At 67.3% G+C, this 13,788-nt stretch carries 11 protein-coding genes; 5 read left to right on the forward strand and 6 right to left on the reverse strand.

Features of this window, described 5'->3' with window-relative positions:
* Nucleotides 1-157 precede the first annotated feature (157 nt).
* Complete coding sequence (locus VF651_04615) at nucleotides 158-1,366, forward strand: UbiH/UbiF/VisC/COQ6 family ubiquinone biosynthesis hydroxylase (GenBank protein HEX7964982.1); 1,209 nt, start codon at nucleotides 158-160, stop codon at nucleotides 1,364-1,366.
* 129 nt (nucleotides 1,367-1,495) lie between these two features.
* Here the strand turns inward: VF651_04615 and acs are convergent, their stop codons facing one another.
* The 4 genes from acs to queF form a co-directional block, all read right to left on the reverse strand.
* Nucleotides 1,496-3,436 carry an acetate--CoA ligase gene (gene acs, locus VF651_04620; GenBank protein HEX7964983.1) on the reverse strand — a complete coding sequence of 647 codons (1,941 nt, stop codon included), beginning with the start codon at nucleotides 3,434-3,436 and terminating at the stop codon, nucleotides 1,496-1,498.
* A 167-nt stretch (nucleotides 3,437-3,603) separates the two neighbouring features.
* Nucleotides 3,604-4,494 carry a tRNA glutamyl-Q(34) synthetase GluQRS gene (gene gluQRS, locus VF651_04625; protein HEX7964984.1) on the reverse strand — a complete coding sequence of 297 codons (891 nt, stop codon included), beginning with the start codon at nucleotides 4,492-4,494 and terminating at the stop codon, nucleotides 3,604-3,606.
* A 143-nt stretch (nucleotides 4,495-4,637) separates the two neighbouring features.
* Complete coding sequence (dksA, locus tag VF651_04630; protein HEX7964985.1) at nucleotides 4,638-5,048, reverse strand: RNA polymerase-binding protein DksA; 411 nt, start codon at nucleotides 5,046-5,048, stop codon at nucleotides 4,638-4,640.
* A gap of 211 nt (nucleotides 5,049-5,259) precedes the next feature.
* Complete coding sequence (queF, locus tag VF651_04635; protein ID HEX7964986.1) at nucleotides 5,260-5,649, reverse strand: preQ(1) synthase; 390 nt, start codon at nucleotides 5,647-5,649, stop codon at nucleotides 5,260-5,262.
* Nucleotides 5,650-5,738: 89 nt separating this feature from the next.
* On the opposite strand from queF, the gene smc reads away from it, so the two are divergent.
* Genes smc through VF651_04655 form a run of 4 tightly spaced genes read left to right on the forward strand, consistent with a single transcriptional unit; the run spans nucleotide 5,739 to nucleotide 12,566 of the window.
* Nucleotides 5,739-9,233 carry a chromosome segregation protein SMC gene (gene smc / locus VF651_04640; protein ID HEX7964987.1) on the forward strand — a complete coding sequence of 1,165 codons (3,495 nt, stop codon included), beginning with the start codon at nucleotides 5,739-5,741 and terminating at the stop codon, nucleotides 9,231-9,233.
* 9 nt (nucleotides 9,234-9,242) lie between these two features.
* Nucleotides 9,243-9,875: a cell division protein ZipA C-terminal FtsZ-binding domain-containing protein gene (locus VF651_04645; protein ID HEX7964988.1), complete on the forward strand. Its 633-nt coding sequence runs from the start codon at nucleotides 9,243-9,245 to the stop codon at nucleotides 9,873-9,875.
* A 28-nt stretch (nucleotides 9,876-9,903) separates the two neighbouring features.
* Nucleotides 9,904-11,988, forward strand: coding sequence for an NAD-dependent DNA ligase LigA (gene ligA, locus VF651_04650; protein ID HEX7964989.1), 2,085 nt, complete (start codon nucleotides 9,904-9,906; stop codon nucleotides 11,986-11,988).
* Nucleotides 11,989-12,035: 47 nt separating this feature from the next.
* On the forward strand, nucleotides 12,036-12,566 hold the full coding sequence (locus VF651_04655) for a DUF1499 domain-containing protein (protein HEX7964990.1): 531 nt from the start codon (nucleotides 12,036-12,038) through the stop codon (nucleotides 12,564-12,566).
* A gap of 62 nt (nucleotides 12,567-12,628) precedes the next feature.
* Here the strand turns inward: VF651_04655 and VF651_04660 are convergent, their stop codons facing one another.
* Nucleotides 12,629-13,498, reverse strand: a complete 870-nt coding sequence (locus VF651_04660; protein ID HEX7964991.1) for a peptidylprolyl isomerase — start codon at nucleotides 13,496-13,498, stop codon at nucleotides 12,629-12,631.
* 19 nt (nucleotides 13,499-13,517) lie between these two features.
* A complete protein-coding gene (locus VF651_04665; GenBank protein ID HEX7964992.1) occupies nucleotides 13,518-13,787 on the reverse strand; it encodes a BolA family protein in 270 nt (89 codons plus the stop codon).
* Nucleotide 13,788: the final 1 nt, after the last annotated feature.

Genomic DNA, 13,788 nt, shown 5'->3' on the forward strand with positions numbered 1-13,788 from the left:
CTGGGTGCGCAAGCTGTAATTTTTATGTGATTTGCTCCTGCGCAGGCAGGAGCCCCGTTGAAACGGCGGAACTGGGCTCCTGCCTGCGCAGGAGCACGGTGATTTTAAGGTGGGCTTAAACTTCCCAATCCCGCGCCAACCGCCTAGATAGACCCTCATGCAACGCTTCGACGTCGTCATTCTGGGTGGGGGCCTTGTCGGCCTGACCCTTGGTATCGCGCTTTCCGGCCATGGCGTTCGCTGCGCCGTGATCGATCCGGCGGACCCGGTGGAAACCACGGCGGCGGGCTTCGACGGGCGCGTTTCGGCGATCTCCTCGACCAGCCACGCCATGCTTTCCGCCATCGGCGTCACCGCCTTTCTGGAGGGCAAGGGCTGTCCAATCGACCGTATCTGGGTCAGCGACGGACTGGAGCCGGGTGCTCTCGACTTCGCGCCGGACGCAGACGACGGCGTCATGGGCATCATGTTCCCCAATCGCGACCTGCGCGTGGCCTTGCGGCAGGCGGCGGAGAAGGCGGATAATCTCACCCGCTTCCAGCCCGACCGCGCCACCCATGTCGATCGCAACGCCGATGGCGTAACGCTGACGCTGGCGAGCGGACAGACGCTCCATGGCGCGCTGCTGGTCGCGGCGGAGGGCCGCAACAGCCCGACCCGCGAGACGGCGGGCATCCGCACGACGCGCTGGCAATATAAGCATGTCGCGATGGTGACGGCGATCGACCATGAAACGTCCCACGCCAATACGGCTTATGAGATTTTCTACCCCGGCGGCCCGTTCGCGCTGCTGCCCATGTTGCCCGGAACCCGCTCCGCCATCGTGTGGACCGTGCCGACCGAGCAGGCGCCGGCAATGATGAAATTGTCCGAACGCGCCTGGCTGGCCGAGGCGCAAAAGCGCATGGGCGGCTTCCTGGGCGAGATTTCGCTGGCGGGGCCGCGCTCCTCCTATCCGCTTGGGTTCCACCATGCGGCGCGCATCACCGACACGCGGCTCGCGCTGGTGGGCGACAGCGCGCACGCCATCCACCCGATCGCGGGACAGGGGCTGAACCTGGGCTTCCGCGATGTCGCCGCGCTGGTGGAAGTGCTGGTGGAGGGCATGCGCCTCGGCCTCGATCCCGGCGATGCGCAGCTGCTCGCGCGCTACCAGCGCTGGCGCGGTCTCGATGCGATGATGACCAGCGTGGCGATGGACGGGCTGGTCCGGCTGTTCGACGTGCCGGGCAAAATTCCCTCCCTGATCCGCCGCGCAGGGCTGGCCGCCGTGCAGCGCACGCCGATGCTCAAGGATCGGTTCATGGGCGAAGCGCGCGGGGAATCGGGCGCGCTGCCCAAGTTGCTGATTGGTGAGATGGTTTAGGGTTCTTTCCCGTCATTCCAGCGCAAGCTGGAATCTCAGGAGAGGGCGCGCAACATGGCCTGAGACCCCAGCTTGCGCTGGGGTGACGGTTTCATTGAGACTTCGCCTTCCACCCCACCGGGCCGCCGCTTACCCCTGACGATTGGCGACCAGATTTTCCACCACCGACGGGTCGGCGAGCGTGCTGGTGTCGCCCAGCGCCTGCGCCGATACTTCGCCTTCCGCGATCTTGCGCAGGATGCGGCGCATGATCTTGCCGGACCGGGTCTTGGGAAGATAGGCGGTCCACTGGATCGCGTCGGGCGTCGCGATGGCGCCGATCTCCTTGCGCACCAGCGCCAGGAGCTCCTGGCGCAACTGCTCGTCCGGCGTGACGCCGGTCATGGTGGTGACATAGGCGTAGATGCCCTGGCCCTTGATGGGGTGGGGGAAACCTACCACCGCCGCCTCGGCCACCTTCTCGTGCAGAACCAGTGCGCTCTCCACCTCGGCGGTGCCGAGGCGGTGACCGGAGACGTTGATCACATCGTCCACCCGGCCGGTGATCCACCAGTAGCCGTCAGCGTCGCGGCGTGCGCCGTCGCCGGTGAAGTAGTTGCCGGGGTACTGCTTGAAGTAAGTGTCGAAGAAGCGCTGGTGGTCGCCGTACACGGTGCGCATCTGTCCCGGCCAGGGGAAGGTGATCACCAGGTTGCCGGAAGCCGCGCCCTCCAGCAGCTTGCCGGTGCCATCCACCAGCGCCGGGCGCACGCCGAAGAACGGCAGGGTGGCGGAGCCGGGCTTGAGGTCCATGGCGCCGGGCAACGGCGAGATGAGGATGCCGCCGGTCTCGGTCTGCCACCAGGTGTCCACGATGGGGCAGCGTTCCTCGCCCACCACGTGGTAGTACCACTCCCAGGCTTCCGGGTTGATAGGCTCGCCCACGCTGCCGAGGATGCGCAGCGACTTGCGGGAGGTCTTCTTCACCGGCGCGTCGCCCTGGGCCATGAGCGCCCTGAGCGCCGTGGGCGCGGTGTAGAAGATGTTCACCTTGTGCCGGTCCACCACCTCCCAGAAGCGGGAGGCATCCGGGAAATTCGGCACGCCCTCGAACATCAGCGTGGTGGCGCCGTTGGCGAGTGGGCCGTACACGATGTAGCTGTGGCCCGTGACCCAACCCACGTCGGCGGTGCACCAGTACACGTCACCGTCCTGGTAGTCGAACACATACTTATGGGTGATGGCGGCATACAGCAGGTAACCGCCGGAGGTGTGCAGCACGCCCTTGGGCTTGCCGGTGGAGCCGGAGGTATAGAGGATGAACAGTGGATCCTCGGTATCCATTGACTCGGCCAAGCACTCGGAGGATTCCTTCGGTACGGTCTCGTGGTACCAGATGTCGCGCTTGGCATCCCATCCGATCTCACCGCCGGTGCGCTTCAGCACCAGCAGGGTATGGACGTTGGGACAGGCCTTGAGTGCCTCGTCGCAGTTGGCCTTGAGGGGGATCTTCTTGCCGCCGCGCAGGCCCTCGTCGGAAGTGATGAGCACACGGCAGTCGGAATCCAGGATGCGGTCCTTGAGGGACTCGGGGGAGAAGCCGCCGAACACCACCGAATGCACGGCGCCGATGCGCGCCGCAGCCAGCATGGCCACCGCTGCCTCCGGCACCATGGGCATGTAGATGCAGACCCGGTCGCCCTTCTTCACGCCGCGGCGCTTCAAGAGGTTGCCCAGGCGGCAGACCTCCGCGTGCAGTTCCCGGTAAGTGAGCTTGCGCTGATCCCGGGGGTCGTCACCCTCCCACAGGATCGCGGTCTGGTCGCCGCGTTCAGCGAGATGCCGGTCCAGGCAGTTGGCGCTGACATTGAGGCGGCCGCCCTCGAACCAGCGGATCTCGGCCTTGTGGTAGTCGAACTTGAGGACCCGGTCCCAGGGTTTCTCCCAGTCCAGGAAGGTCTTGGCCTGCTCGGCCCAGAACCCCTCCGGGTCCTCCACGGAACGGCGGTAAAGGGCCTGGTAACGGGCCTTGTCCAAGAGAGGCACGCGCGCGGGTCGGGCAGGGACCGGATAGACCTTATCGTCGGACATTGGGGCCTCGGGCTGGATTCTTGGGAGAATTCTTCGGTCGGCCTTACCTTAGTACAGCTAATGGTGGGCTCCAACGAAGCGTGAAGTAAATCGGGTCAATACCTCAGGAAATCAAGATAGAGTTCCTTATATAACAATGGGATACCTTGGATTCATCACTGAAATTCTCAGTCAATCCGCAGCTGCCTCAGGCCCTTGAGCGTGCCCGGCTGCCAGTTGGCTCGAGCCCAGGCCCAGACCTCTTCTATAGATGCGTGCTGGAGCGATTGAGGCGGCAACTGACGCAGTTGTGCCAGGGCCTGCCACAGGGTCGAACCCGGCCGGGAAAGGTCCAGGGGCGCCGCCTGGGTCTGTTTGCTGAGCTTCTCGCCGGCCTGGTTCACCGCCACCGGCAGGTGCATATAGATAGGGTGCGGCAGGCCTAGCAGGGTCTGTAGATGGAGCTGCCGGGGAGTGGAGAGCAGGAGGTCCGCACCCCTCACCACGTGGTTGACGCCGGACCAGGCGTCGTCCAGCACCACCGCCAGCTGGTAGGCATGGCAGCCGTCGGCCCGGCGCACGATGAAGTCGCCGATGTCGCGGCTGAGGTCCTGGCAGATGCGTCCCTGCAGCCGGTCCTCGAAGCAGATGTCGCCGGCGGGCACCTTGAGGCGCAGCGCCCGGGCACGGCGGCCTTCCGGCAAGCCGCCACGGCAGGTACCGGGATAGACGGGGCCCTCGATGCCTGCCAGGGCGCTGTCGGCGATCTCGCTACGGGAACAGGCGCAGGGGAAGGCCGCGCCGTCCTGGACCAGTCTTGCCAATGCTTCCTCATAGGCCTCGGACCGGCCGCTCTGGTAGAGCACCGCCCCATCCCACTCAAAACCCAGCAGTGTCAGCGCCCGCAGGATCTCGTCGGCGGCGCCAGGCACTTCCCGCGGGCCGTCCAGGTCCTCCATGCGCAGCAGCCAGCGCCCGCCGTGGGTGCGGGCATCCAGGCAGCTGCCGAGGGCCGCCAGGAGGGAGCCGGAATGGAGGGGGCCGGTTGGGGAAGGGGCGAAGCGCCCGACGTAGGTCATGCGACTGATAGTACTAAAAGAAAAAGAGCGGGCCGCAGAGCGGCGAACGGGCTGCCAGGAGCAGCCCAGGTCATTCGGGACGCTTAAACCTAACCCTCAAAAAGAAAAAGGCCCTAGAAGGGCCTCTTTCTATCCGGTGGCTTTTAGCCTCCCATTTGCTTTTCTCGAATCTCATCCAGCTGCTTGCAGTCGATGCACTGGGTGGCGGTGGGGCGCGCCTCCAGGCGGCGGATGCCGATCTCGACGCCGCAGGTCTCGCAGAAGCCGTAGTCGTTGGCATCCAGGTTGCCCAAGGCCTCATCGATCTTCTTGATGAGCTTGCGCTCGCGGTCGCGGGTGCGCAGTTCCAGGCTGAACTCGGATTCCTGGGTGGCCCGGTCGTTCGGATCCGGGAAGTTGGCGGCCTCGTCCTGCATGTGGTGCACGGTACGGTCCACTTCCTCCATCAGCTCGCGCTTCCAGCCCTGCAGGATGTTGCGGAAGTGCGCCCGCTGAGCGTCGTTCATGTACGGCTCGCCCTTCTTGAGGGGATAGGGCGTGAAGCCGCGGAACATGTCGCCGGCGCCGCGGGAGGCGGTCTTCCGGGGGGCGGGCTTGGCCGGAGCTTTCTTGGCAACCGCCTTCGGCGCCGCCTTGGGGGCGGCCTTCTTGGCGGGCTTGGCGGGGGCGGCTTTCTTCTTAGCCGGCATTGGGGGGCTCCTGGGCCTGATTAAAAAGCGGGCGGTGTTATACCGGATTGGCCGGGGGGCCGCAAGTTTACCGGTTCTAGGGCAGGGCCACCGCGGGCGGGGCCTGCCAGCCGGGGGCGCGGTGCTCCGCCACCACCGTGGTGAAGATCCCGCCGCGCACGTTGAACTCCGCGCTGAGGCGCATGAACTTGGGCGACAGGGTCCGGGACAGGTCGTCGAGGATACGGTTGGTCACGTCCTCGTGGAAGTGGCCCTCGTCACGGAAGCTCCACATGTAGAGCTTGAGCGCTTTCAGCTCCACGCAGAGCTTGTCGGGGACGTACTCCAGCAGCATCTCGGCGAAGTCCGGCTGCCCGGTCTTGGGACACAGGCAGGTGAACTCAGGCACGCGGATGCGGATGGTATAATCCCTTCCTTCGCGCGGGTTGGGAAAAGTCTCGAGTTCTTTGCTGGGTCGGGTGGTCATCAGGGGCCATCTGGCTCTGCGTTTCCGGGGCGGCGATACTTTACACTACCCGCTCAATACTGGCCATTTTTGCAGCACCGGCGAGGCACATGCGGCTCTCCAAGATAAAGCTCGTGGGGTTCAAATCCTTCGTGGATCCCACCCTGATCCATTTCCCCAGCAACCTCGTGGGCATCGTCGGCCCCAACGGATGCGGCAAGTCCAACGTCATCGATGCGGTGCGCTGGGTGCTGGGCGAGACCTCCGCCAAGAACCTGCGCGGCGACTCCATGGCGGACGTGATCTTCAACGGCTCCTCCGCCAGGAAGCCGGTGGGCACCGCGTCCATCGAGCTCATGTTCGACAACTCGGACGGCGCGCTCGGCGGCCAGTACGCCAACTACGCGGAAGTGTCGGTGCGCCGCGAGGTGGTGCGCGACGGCACCTCCAACTACTACCTGAACGGCGTGCGCTGCCGCCGCCGCGACATCACCGACCTGTTCCTCGGCACCGGCCTGGGTCCCCGCAGCTACGCGATCATCGAGCAAGGCACCATCTCGCGCCTCGTCGAGTCCAAGCCGGATGAGCTGCGCGTGTTCCTGGAGGAGGCCGCCGGCATCTCCAAATACAAGGAGCGCCGCCGCGAGACCGAGAACCGCATCCACCACACCAAGGAGAACGTGGAGCGGCTCAACGACCTGCGCGACGAGGTGGAGAAGCAGATCGAGCGGCTGCAGCGCCAGGCGCGCGCCGCCGAACGGTATAAGGAGCTGAGCGAGGAGAAGCGCAAGACCAAGGCCGAGCTGCAGGCGCTCAACTGGAAGACCCTCGACGCCGACGTGGGGCAGAAGGACTCCATCATCCGCGAGCGTGAGACCTCGCTCGAAGCGGCGGTGGCCGAGCAGCGCTCCATCGAGAGCGACATCGAGAAGGCGCGGGTGCGCCATGACGAGTCAACCGACTCCTTCAACCAGGTGCAGGGCCGCTTCTACGAAGTGGGCGCCGCCATCGCCCGTGCCGAGCAGGCCTTGCAGCACGCACGCGAGCTACGCAAGCGCCAGCAGTCGGAACTGGAGCAGACCGAGGCCCAGTGGCACGAACTGAACGGCCACATCACCCGCGACAAGCAGCAGGTGGAGACCCTCGGCGCAGAGATCACCGGCCTCGAGCCCGCGTTCGATGCGGCCAAGCAGGCCGAGAGCCGCGCCGCCGAGGCGCTGGCCCAGGCCGAGAAGGCCATGCAGGACTGGCAGACCAACTGGGAAGCCTTCAACAAGGGCGTGAGCGACCACACCCAGACCGCCGAGGTGGGCCGCGCCCAGGTGGAGCAGCTCGAGCGCCAGCTCATGCAGATGCTGCAGCGCCGCGAGCGCGTCGAGGCTGAGCGCAAGCAATACGCCGCCGACCAGCAGCAACAGGCCCTCACCAACCTCGAGGGCGAGGCGCAGGCGGCGGAAGCGAAGCTGCAGCGCCTGCAGAGCGAGCTCGCCGAGATCCTGAAGGACCTGGAGGCGCGCCGCGCGCAGGAGCAGCAGGCGTCCCGCGCGCTGCATGAGCTGCGCAGCAAGCTGGAGGACAACCGCGGCCGCGTGGCGTCCCTGGAGGCGCTGCAGCAGGCTGCGCTGGGCAAGAGCCGTGAGCAGGTGAACGCCTGGCTCAAGCAGAAGCGACTGGATTCCTCACCACGCCTGGCCGAGAGGCTGAGCGTGGACGCGGGCTGGGAGCGCGCCGTGGAGACGGTGCTGGGATGGCACCTGGAAGCGCTGGTGGTGAGCGAGTCCGCGCCCAAGCCGGAAGAGCTGGCCGGCCTCACCGCCGGTTCCATGACCTTCATCGAGACCGCTGAGCAGGCGGCGCCCGGCCAGGGCCTGATGCAGAAGGTGAAGGGCCCCGCGGCATTGACCGATTTCCTGCGGGGCGTGCAGGTGGCCGACTCCCTGGCGGAGGCGCTGCAGCAGCGCTCGCGCCTGGGTGAGGGCGAGTCCGTCATCACCCGCGACGGCATGTGGCTCGGGCGCCACTGGCTGCGCGTGATCCGCGACAACGACGAGCGCGCCGGCGTGCTGGCCCGCGAGCAGGAGCTGCGCAACCTCAAGCAGCAACTCACCGACAACGAGAAGGCGGCCGCGGAACTCGCGGCGAAGCTCGACGGCCAGAAGGCCGACATCAAGGAGCTGGAGACCCGCCGCGAGCTCCTGCAGATGGACGTGAACCGCGCCAACCGCGAGGCCGCGGACGCGCAGGCCAAGTTCAAGGCCGCGCGCTCCACCCAGGAGCAGATCGCCGCGCGCCTCAAGACCCTGGAGAACGAGGCGGCGGAGATCGCCGGGCTCGTGTCCCAGGCGGAGCAGGACATCAAGGCCGCCCGCGGCCGGGTCGAGAGCGCCCTCAAGGCGCTCCAGGAGCTGGAGAACAAGCGCACCGGCATCACCGGCGAGCGCGATGCCTTGCGCGCGAAGCTCGATGGCGAGCGCCAGAAGTCCGCCCGGGAGCGCGACGCGGCCCACGAGGCGGCCCTGAAGCTGGAAGCGCGCCGCTCGCAGAAGGCCTCCACCGAGCAGGGCATGGTGCGCATGCAGTCGCAGGTGGCGCAGCTCGACCAGCGCCGCACCGAGCTCAAGCGCTCCACCGAGGAAGCGCTGCAGCCCATGCACGTTCAGGAGCAGGAACTGAAGGGCATGCTCGACAAGCGCACCCGCGTGGAGGCGGAGCTGGCGGAAGCCCGCCGCGCCGTGGAAACGGTGGCGGAGCAGATGCGCCAGCTGGACCAGGCGCGCATGGTGCGCGAGCGCAAGGCCGAGGCCCTGCGCGAGGAGGTGCAGCGCCTGCGTCTCGACAGCCAGGAGGTGCGCGTCAGGCGCGAGACCATCGTGGCGCAGCTCAAGGAAGACGGCTTCGAGCTGCAACAGGTGCTCGAGGGCACGGCCGAGGGCGCGGAGGTCGGCGCCTGGGCCGAGAAGCTGGCGGAGACCGAGCAGCGCATCGCGCGTCTCGGCGACATCAACATGGCCGCCATCAGCGAGTACGCCGAGCAGTCCGAGCGCAAGCAGTACCTGGATGCGCAGCTCGCCGATCTCACCGAGGCGCTCACCATCCTCGAGGACGCGATCAAGCGCATCGACCGCGAGACCCGCACCCGCTTCAAGGAGACCTTCGACAAGGTCAACTCGGGACTCTCCGCGAACTTCCCCAAGCTCTTCGGCGGCGGCCACGCCTACCTGGAGCTGACCGGCGAGGAGCTCCTGGATGCCGGCGTGGCCATCATGGCGCGCCCGCCGGGCAAGCGGAACAGCAGCATCCACCTTCTGTCGGGCGGCGAGAAGGCGCTCACCGCGGTGGCGCTGGTGTTCTCCATCTTCGAGCTCAACCCCGCGCCGTTCTGCATGCTGGACGAGGTGGACGCGCCGCTGGACGAGGCCAACATCGGCCGCTTCTGCGACATGGTGCGAAGCATGTCGGACCGGGTGCAGTTCATCTTCATCAGCCACAACAAGAGCACCATGGAGATGTCGAACCAGCTGATGGGCGTCACCATGCACGAGCCGGGGGTGTCGCGGCTGGTGGCTGTGGACGTGGAAGAAGCCGTGCGCATCGCCGCCATGTAAGGAGGCCGCGTGGAGCTGCGCCTCATCCTGGTCCTCATCGGCGCGGTCATCATCGCGGCCATCTGGCTGTTCTCGAAGCAGCGCGCGCCGGCGGCCCAGGACCGGTCCGCGCCGCGCTCCGCGCCCACGCTGGGCGAGGGATCCTTCCCCGAGGACGAGTTCCCCTCCGAGACCGTGCCGGGCAGCTCCGCCAAGAGCGCGCCGGTGCGCGAGCAGGGCGAGCAGCTCATCCTCGCGCTGCACGTGATGCCGCGCGCGGCGGCGCGCTTCCCCGGTGCCGCGCTGCGCCAGGCCTTCGATGCCTGCAACCTGAAGTTCGGCCGCTACCATGCCTTCCACCGCCTGGAAGGCGGCGAGTCGGTGTTCAGCGTCGCCAACGTGGTTGAGCCCGGCACCTTCGATCCCGGGACGCTGGACGCCAACGAGTATCCGGGCCTCACCCTGTTCATGCTGCTGCCGGGCCCGCGCGGCGGAGTGGCGTCCTACGCCGACATGCTCGCCACCGCGCGGCAGCTTGCCCAGGCCCTGGACGGCGAGGTGCTGGACCAGGAGCGCAGCACGCTGACGCGCCAGACCGCGCGCCACATCCGCGAGCGCATCATCACCTTCGAGACCCAGCGCAAGCTCCGCCGTCCTTCCTGAGCGCCGCCGCCGCAGGTAGACTGGAAGCATGACCAGCCGACGCGACGCCGAGCACAAGCTGCGCGCACTGCGCGAGCAGCTCCAGCACCACAACTACCGCTACTACGTGCTCGACGATCCGGAGGTCCCGGACAGCGAGTACGACCGCCTCATGCGCGAGCTGCAGGCGCTGGAGGCGGAGCACCCCGAGCTCATCACCCCCGATTCGCCCTCGCAACGCGTGGGCGGCGCGGCGCTCACCGCGTTCGGCGAGGTGCGGCACACGATGCCGATGCTGTCGCTGGAGAACGCGTTCGAGGCAGAGGACGTGCGCGAGTTCGACCGGCGCATCCGCGAGCGGCTGGAGGTGGAGGAGGTCGAATACAGCTGTGAGCCCAAGCTCGACGGCCTCGCCATCAGCATCCGCTACGAGGACGGCAAGCTCGCGCGCGCCGCCACCCGTGGCGACGGCGCCACCGGCGAGGACGTGACCGCGAACGTGCGCACCATCAAGGCGGTGCCGCTGCAGCTCCTGGGCAAGGGCTGGCCCCGGGTGCTGGAGGTGCGCGGCGAAGTCTACATGCCAAAGAAAGGCTTCGAGGCGCTGAACCAGCGCCTCGCTGAGATGGGCGAGAAGACCTACGTGAACCCCCGCAACACCGCCGCCGGCAGCCTGCGCCAGCTCGACCCGCGCATCACCGCGTCGCGGCCGCTGGAGTTCTACGCCTATGGCCTGGGCGAGGTCGAGCCCGACACGCTGCCCGGGCGGCACAGCGAGATGCTGGAGAAGCTGCGCGGCTGGGGCCTCAGGGTCAACCGGGAGACGCGCCGGGTGAAGGGCGTGGACGGATGCCTCGCGTACTACGCCGACATCGGCGCCCGGCGTGACGGCTTGCCCTACGAGATCGACGGCGTGGTCTACAAGGTGGATCGCAACGACTGGCGCGAGGAGCTCGGTTTCGTGGCGCGGGCGCCGCGCTGGGCCGTGGCCCACAAGTTCCCGGCCCAGGAGATGATGACGGTGCTGAACTCGGTGGATTTCCAGGTGGGCCGCACCGGCGCGCTCACGCCCACCGCGCGCCTGGAGCCCGTGTTCGTCGGCGGCGTCACCGTCAGCAACGCCACGCTGCACAACATGGACGAGGTGGAACGCAAGGACATCCGCATCGGCGATACCGTGATCGTGCGCCGCGCCGGCGACGTGATCCCCGAAGTGGTGGGGGTGGTCTTGCCCAGGCGTCCCAAGGGCGCGCGCAAGGTGAAGCTGCCGAAGAAGTGCCCGGTGTGCGGCTCCGAGGTGGTGCGGCCTGAGGGAGAGGCGGTGGCGCGCTGCAGCGGCGGGCTGTTCTGCGCGGCCCAGCGCAAGCAGCTCATCCAGCATTTCGCGGCGCGCCGCGCCATGGATATCGAAGGTTTGGGCGAGAAACTGATCGACCAGCTCGTCGAGCAGGAGCTGGTGCGCACCCCGGCGGACATCTACCGGCTGAAAGCCGAGACCTTCTCCGAACTGGAGCGTATGGGCGAGAAGTCGGCCCAGAACCTCATGGACAGCATCGAGAAGAGCAAGGACACCACCCTGGCGCGCTTCCTCTACGCGCTCGGCATCCCGGACGTGGGCGAGACCACGGCAGGCGACCTGGCCCGCCACTTCGGCGGGTTGGAAGCGCTGGAGGAGACTGCGGTGGCCTACGAGAAGCTGCGGCTCAAGCTGGGGGATGAGGATCCCAAAGAGGCCGAGAAGCAGCTCAAGGAACTGGACCTGCGGAAGGTGGAGGGCATCGGCCCCCGGGTCGCCGAGCAGATCGGCGCGTTCTTCGGCCAGGCCGGCAACCGCAAGGTCATCGCAGATCTGCGCAAGGGCGGCGTGCACTGGCCGGCGGGCGCTGGACGCGCCACGGCCCCGCAGACCCTGGCGGGCAAGACCCTGGTGCTCACCGGCACGCTGCCATCCATGACCCGCGACCAGGCCAAGGACCTCATCTTGTCGCACGGGGGCAAGGTGGCGGGCAGCGTCTCCAAGAAGACCGATTACGTCGTGGCCGGCAGCGAAGCCGGGTCCAAGCTCAAGGAAGCGGAGCGTCTCGGCGTGACGATCCTGGACGAGGCGGGGCTGACGAGGCTCCTGCAATCCTGAGCCGGGTGTTGCTAGAATGAACCCGACTTAATCCACGCGAGCTAGGGATGTCCCCATACCGGAACCTGCGATGGCACTGGCTGCTGGCGGCGCTGCCGCTGCTCCTGAGCGCCTGTACCGGTCCGCTCTCGCCCGACTACGGGCCGCGCGAAGGCAAGCTCCCCGCCTGCCAGCCGAACCAGGATTGCGCCTCCAGCCAGGAGGCGGACCCCAAGCTCTACATCGCGCCGCTGCGCTACAAGCCGAGCCACGTCAATTCGCAGGTGGACCGTGATCAGGCACACGCGGACCTGGTGGCTGCAATCAACGCAGTAGGCACCGCGCGCATCGTCTCCAACCACCGGCACTACGTGCGCGCCGAGTACCCGGCCGCTAGCCACGACCAGCGCGACACCAATTACTACTACCAGCCCGATGCGGCGGTGGACGAGGTCCAGTTCTATCTCTCGCCCACGGACTACAGCATCGACATGTACTCAGTGGTGAAGCTCGGCATCCTGGACAGCGGCGAGAGCCGCGAGCGCCTGGAGAAGATCCGCGCCTACTTCGAGAAGCTGCAGCAGCATCCGCGCAACTGATCCCAAAAAAAGAGACGGCCGGTTCATCACCGGCCGTCCCGTCCCAACACTTCAGCTTCTATTTATTTCGCGGGCGCCGCGGTGGCCGGAGCCGGTGCGCTGGCGGCCGCGGGGGCCGCGATCACGACCTTGGCGCCGTCGTTGAGCTGCTTCAAGTAGTCGTCCACCGCCTTGCGCTGCATGTCGTTCATGATCTGGGCGCGCAGCTGGTCCAGGCCCGGCGGCGTCACGTCGCGCACGTCCTCGAGCTGGATCACGTGCCAGCCGTACTGGCTCTGCACCGGCCGCTGAGTGACCTCGCCCTTCTTGAGCTTGGACAGGGCGCCGGTGAACTCCGGCACCATGCGGCTGCCCGGGAACCAGTCGCCGAGCTCACCGCCCTGGGCCGCGCTGCCGCGATCCAGCGAGTGCTGCTTGGCGAGCTTCGCGAAGCTCGCGCCCTTGCCGAGCTGCGCGATGATGTCCTTGGCCTCGGATTCGTCCTTCACCAGGATGTGGCGCGCCTTGTACTCGTGGCTGTCCATGGACTTGATCCGCTCGGCATAGGCGGCCTTGATGTCGTCCTCGGTGGCCGCGTGCTGCTTGAGGTAGTCCTGGATGAACATCTGGGCCAGGATGCTGTTGTTGCTGACCTGCAGGTCCGCCTGGACCTCGGGCTTCTTGTCCATGCCTGACTTGCGGGCCGCCTGGGCCAAGAGCTCCATGTTCACCAGCGTCTTCACCACGCTGGCTTTCTGGACGGGGTTCAGCACGGGCTCCTGCCCGCCGGTCTGCTCGCGCACGAAGGCGCGCAGGTCGCCGTTGGTGATGGCAGTGCCATTCACGGTGGCGAGCACTTGGGCGTCCGCGCCGTCGCCGGCGGGCTTCTTGCCGCAGGCGAGGATGCCGGCGGCCAGGAGCGCGATGAGCATGAGTCGGGATACGGTTCGCATACGGGTTCCTTGAGGTGGGTTATCCGATTTCTTCCGGGGTCAGTGCCGAGATGCTGAGGGCATGGACGTCGCTCTGCATGAGCTCGCCCACAGCGGCGTACACCATGCGGTGCCGTTGCACCCGGGTATGGCCGGCGAAGGCGGAGGACACCACCCGCACCGTGAAGTGGCCGCGGCCGTCCCGCGCGCCGGCATGGCCCGCGTGCAGCGCGCTGTCGTCGCGCACGTCCAGCTCCAGCGGAGCGAAACGCTCGCGCAGGCGGCTGGCGATGGCGGCGGGGCGGTCCATG

The organism is Gammaproteobacteria bacterium, from assembly GCA_036383255.1.
Classification (GTDB): domain Bacteria; phylum Pseudomonadota; class Gammaproteobacteria; order Natronospirales; family REEB76; genus DASUBN01.

Coding starts and splice junctions, on each gene's coding strand:
- ligA (HEX7964989.1), top strand. CDS start 9,904: ATGACCAGCCGACGCGACGCCGAGCACAAGCTGCGCGCACTGCGCGAG.
- dksA (HEX7964985.1), bottom strand. CDS start 5,048: ATGTTCCGCGGCTTCACGCCCTATCCCCTCAAGAAGGGCGAGCCGTAC.
- queF (HEX7964986.1), bottom strand. CDS start 5,649: ATGACCACCCGACCCAGCAAAGAACTCGAGACTTTTCCCAACCCGCGC.
- VF651_04655 (HEX7964990.1), top strand. CDS start 12,036: ATGTCCCCATACCGGAACCTGCGATGGCACTGGCTGCTGGCGGCGCTG.
- VF651_04665 (HEX7964992.1), bottom strand. CDS start 13,787: ATGGACCGCCCCGCCGCCATCGCCAGCCGCCTGCGCGAGCGTTTCGCT.
- gluQRS (HEX7964984.1), bottom strand. CDS start 4,494: ATGACCTACGTCGGGCGCTTCGCCCCTTCCCCAACCGGCCCCCTCCAT.
- smc (HEX7964987.1), top strand. CDS start 5,739: ATGCGGCTCTCCAAGATAAAGCTCGTGGGGTTCAAATCCTTCGTGGAT.
- VF651_04615 (HEX7964982.1), top strand. CDS start 158: ATGCAACGCTTCGACGTCGTCATTCTGGGTGGGGGCCTTGTCGGCCTG.
- acs (HEX7964983.1), bottom strand. CDS start 3,436: ATGTCCGACGATAAGGTCTATCCGGTCCCTGCCCGACCCGCGCGCGTG.
- VF651_04660 (HEX7964991.1), bottom strand. CDS start 13,498: ATGCGAACCGTATCCCGACTCATGCTCATCGCGCTCCTGGCCGCCGGC.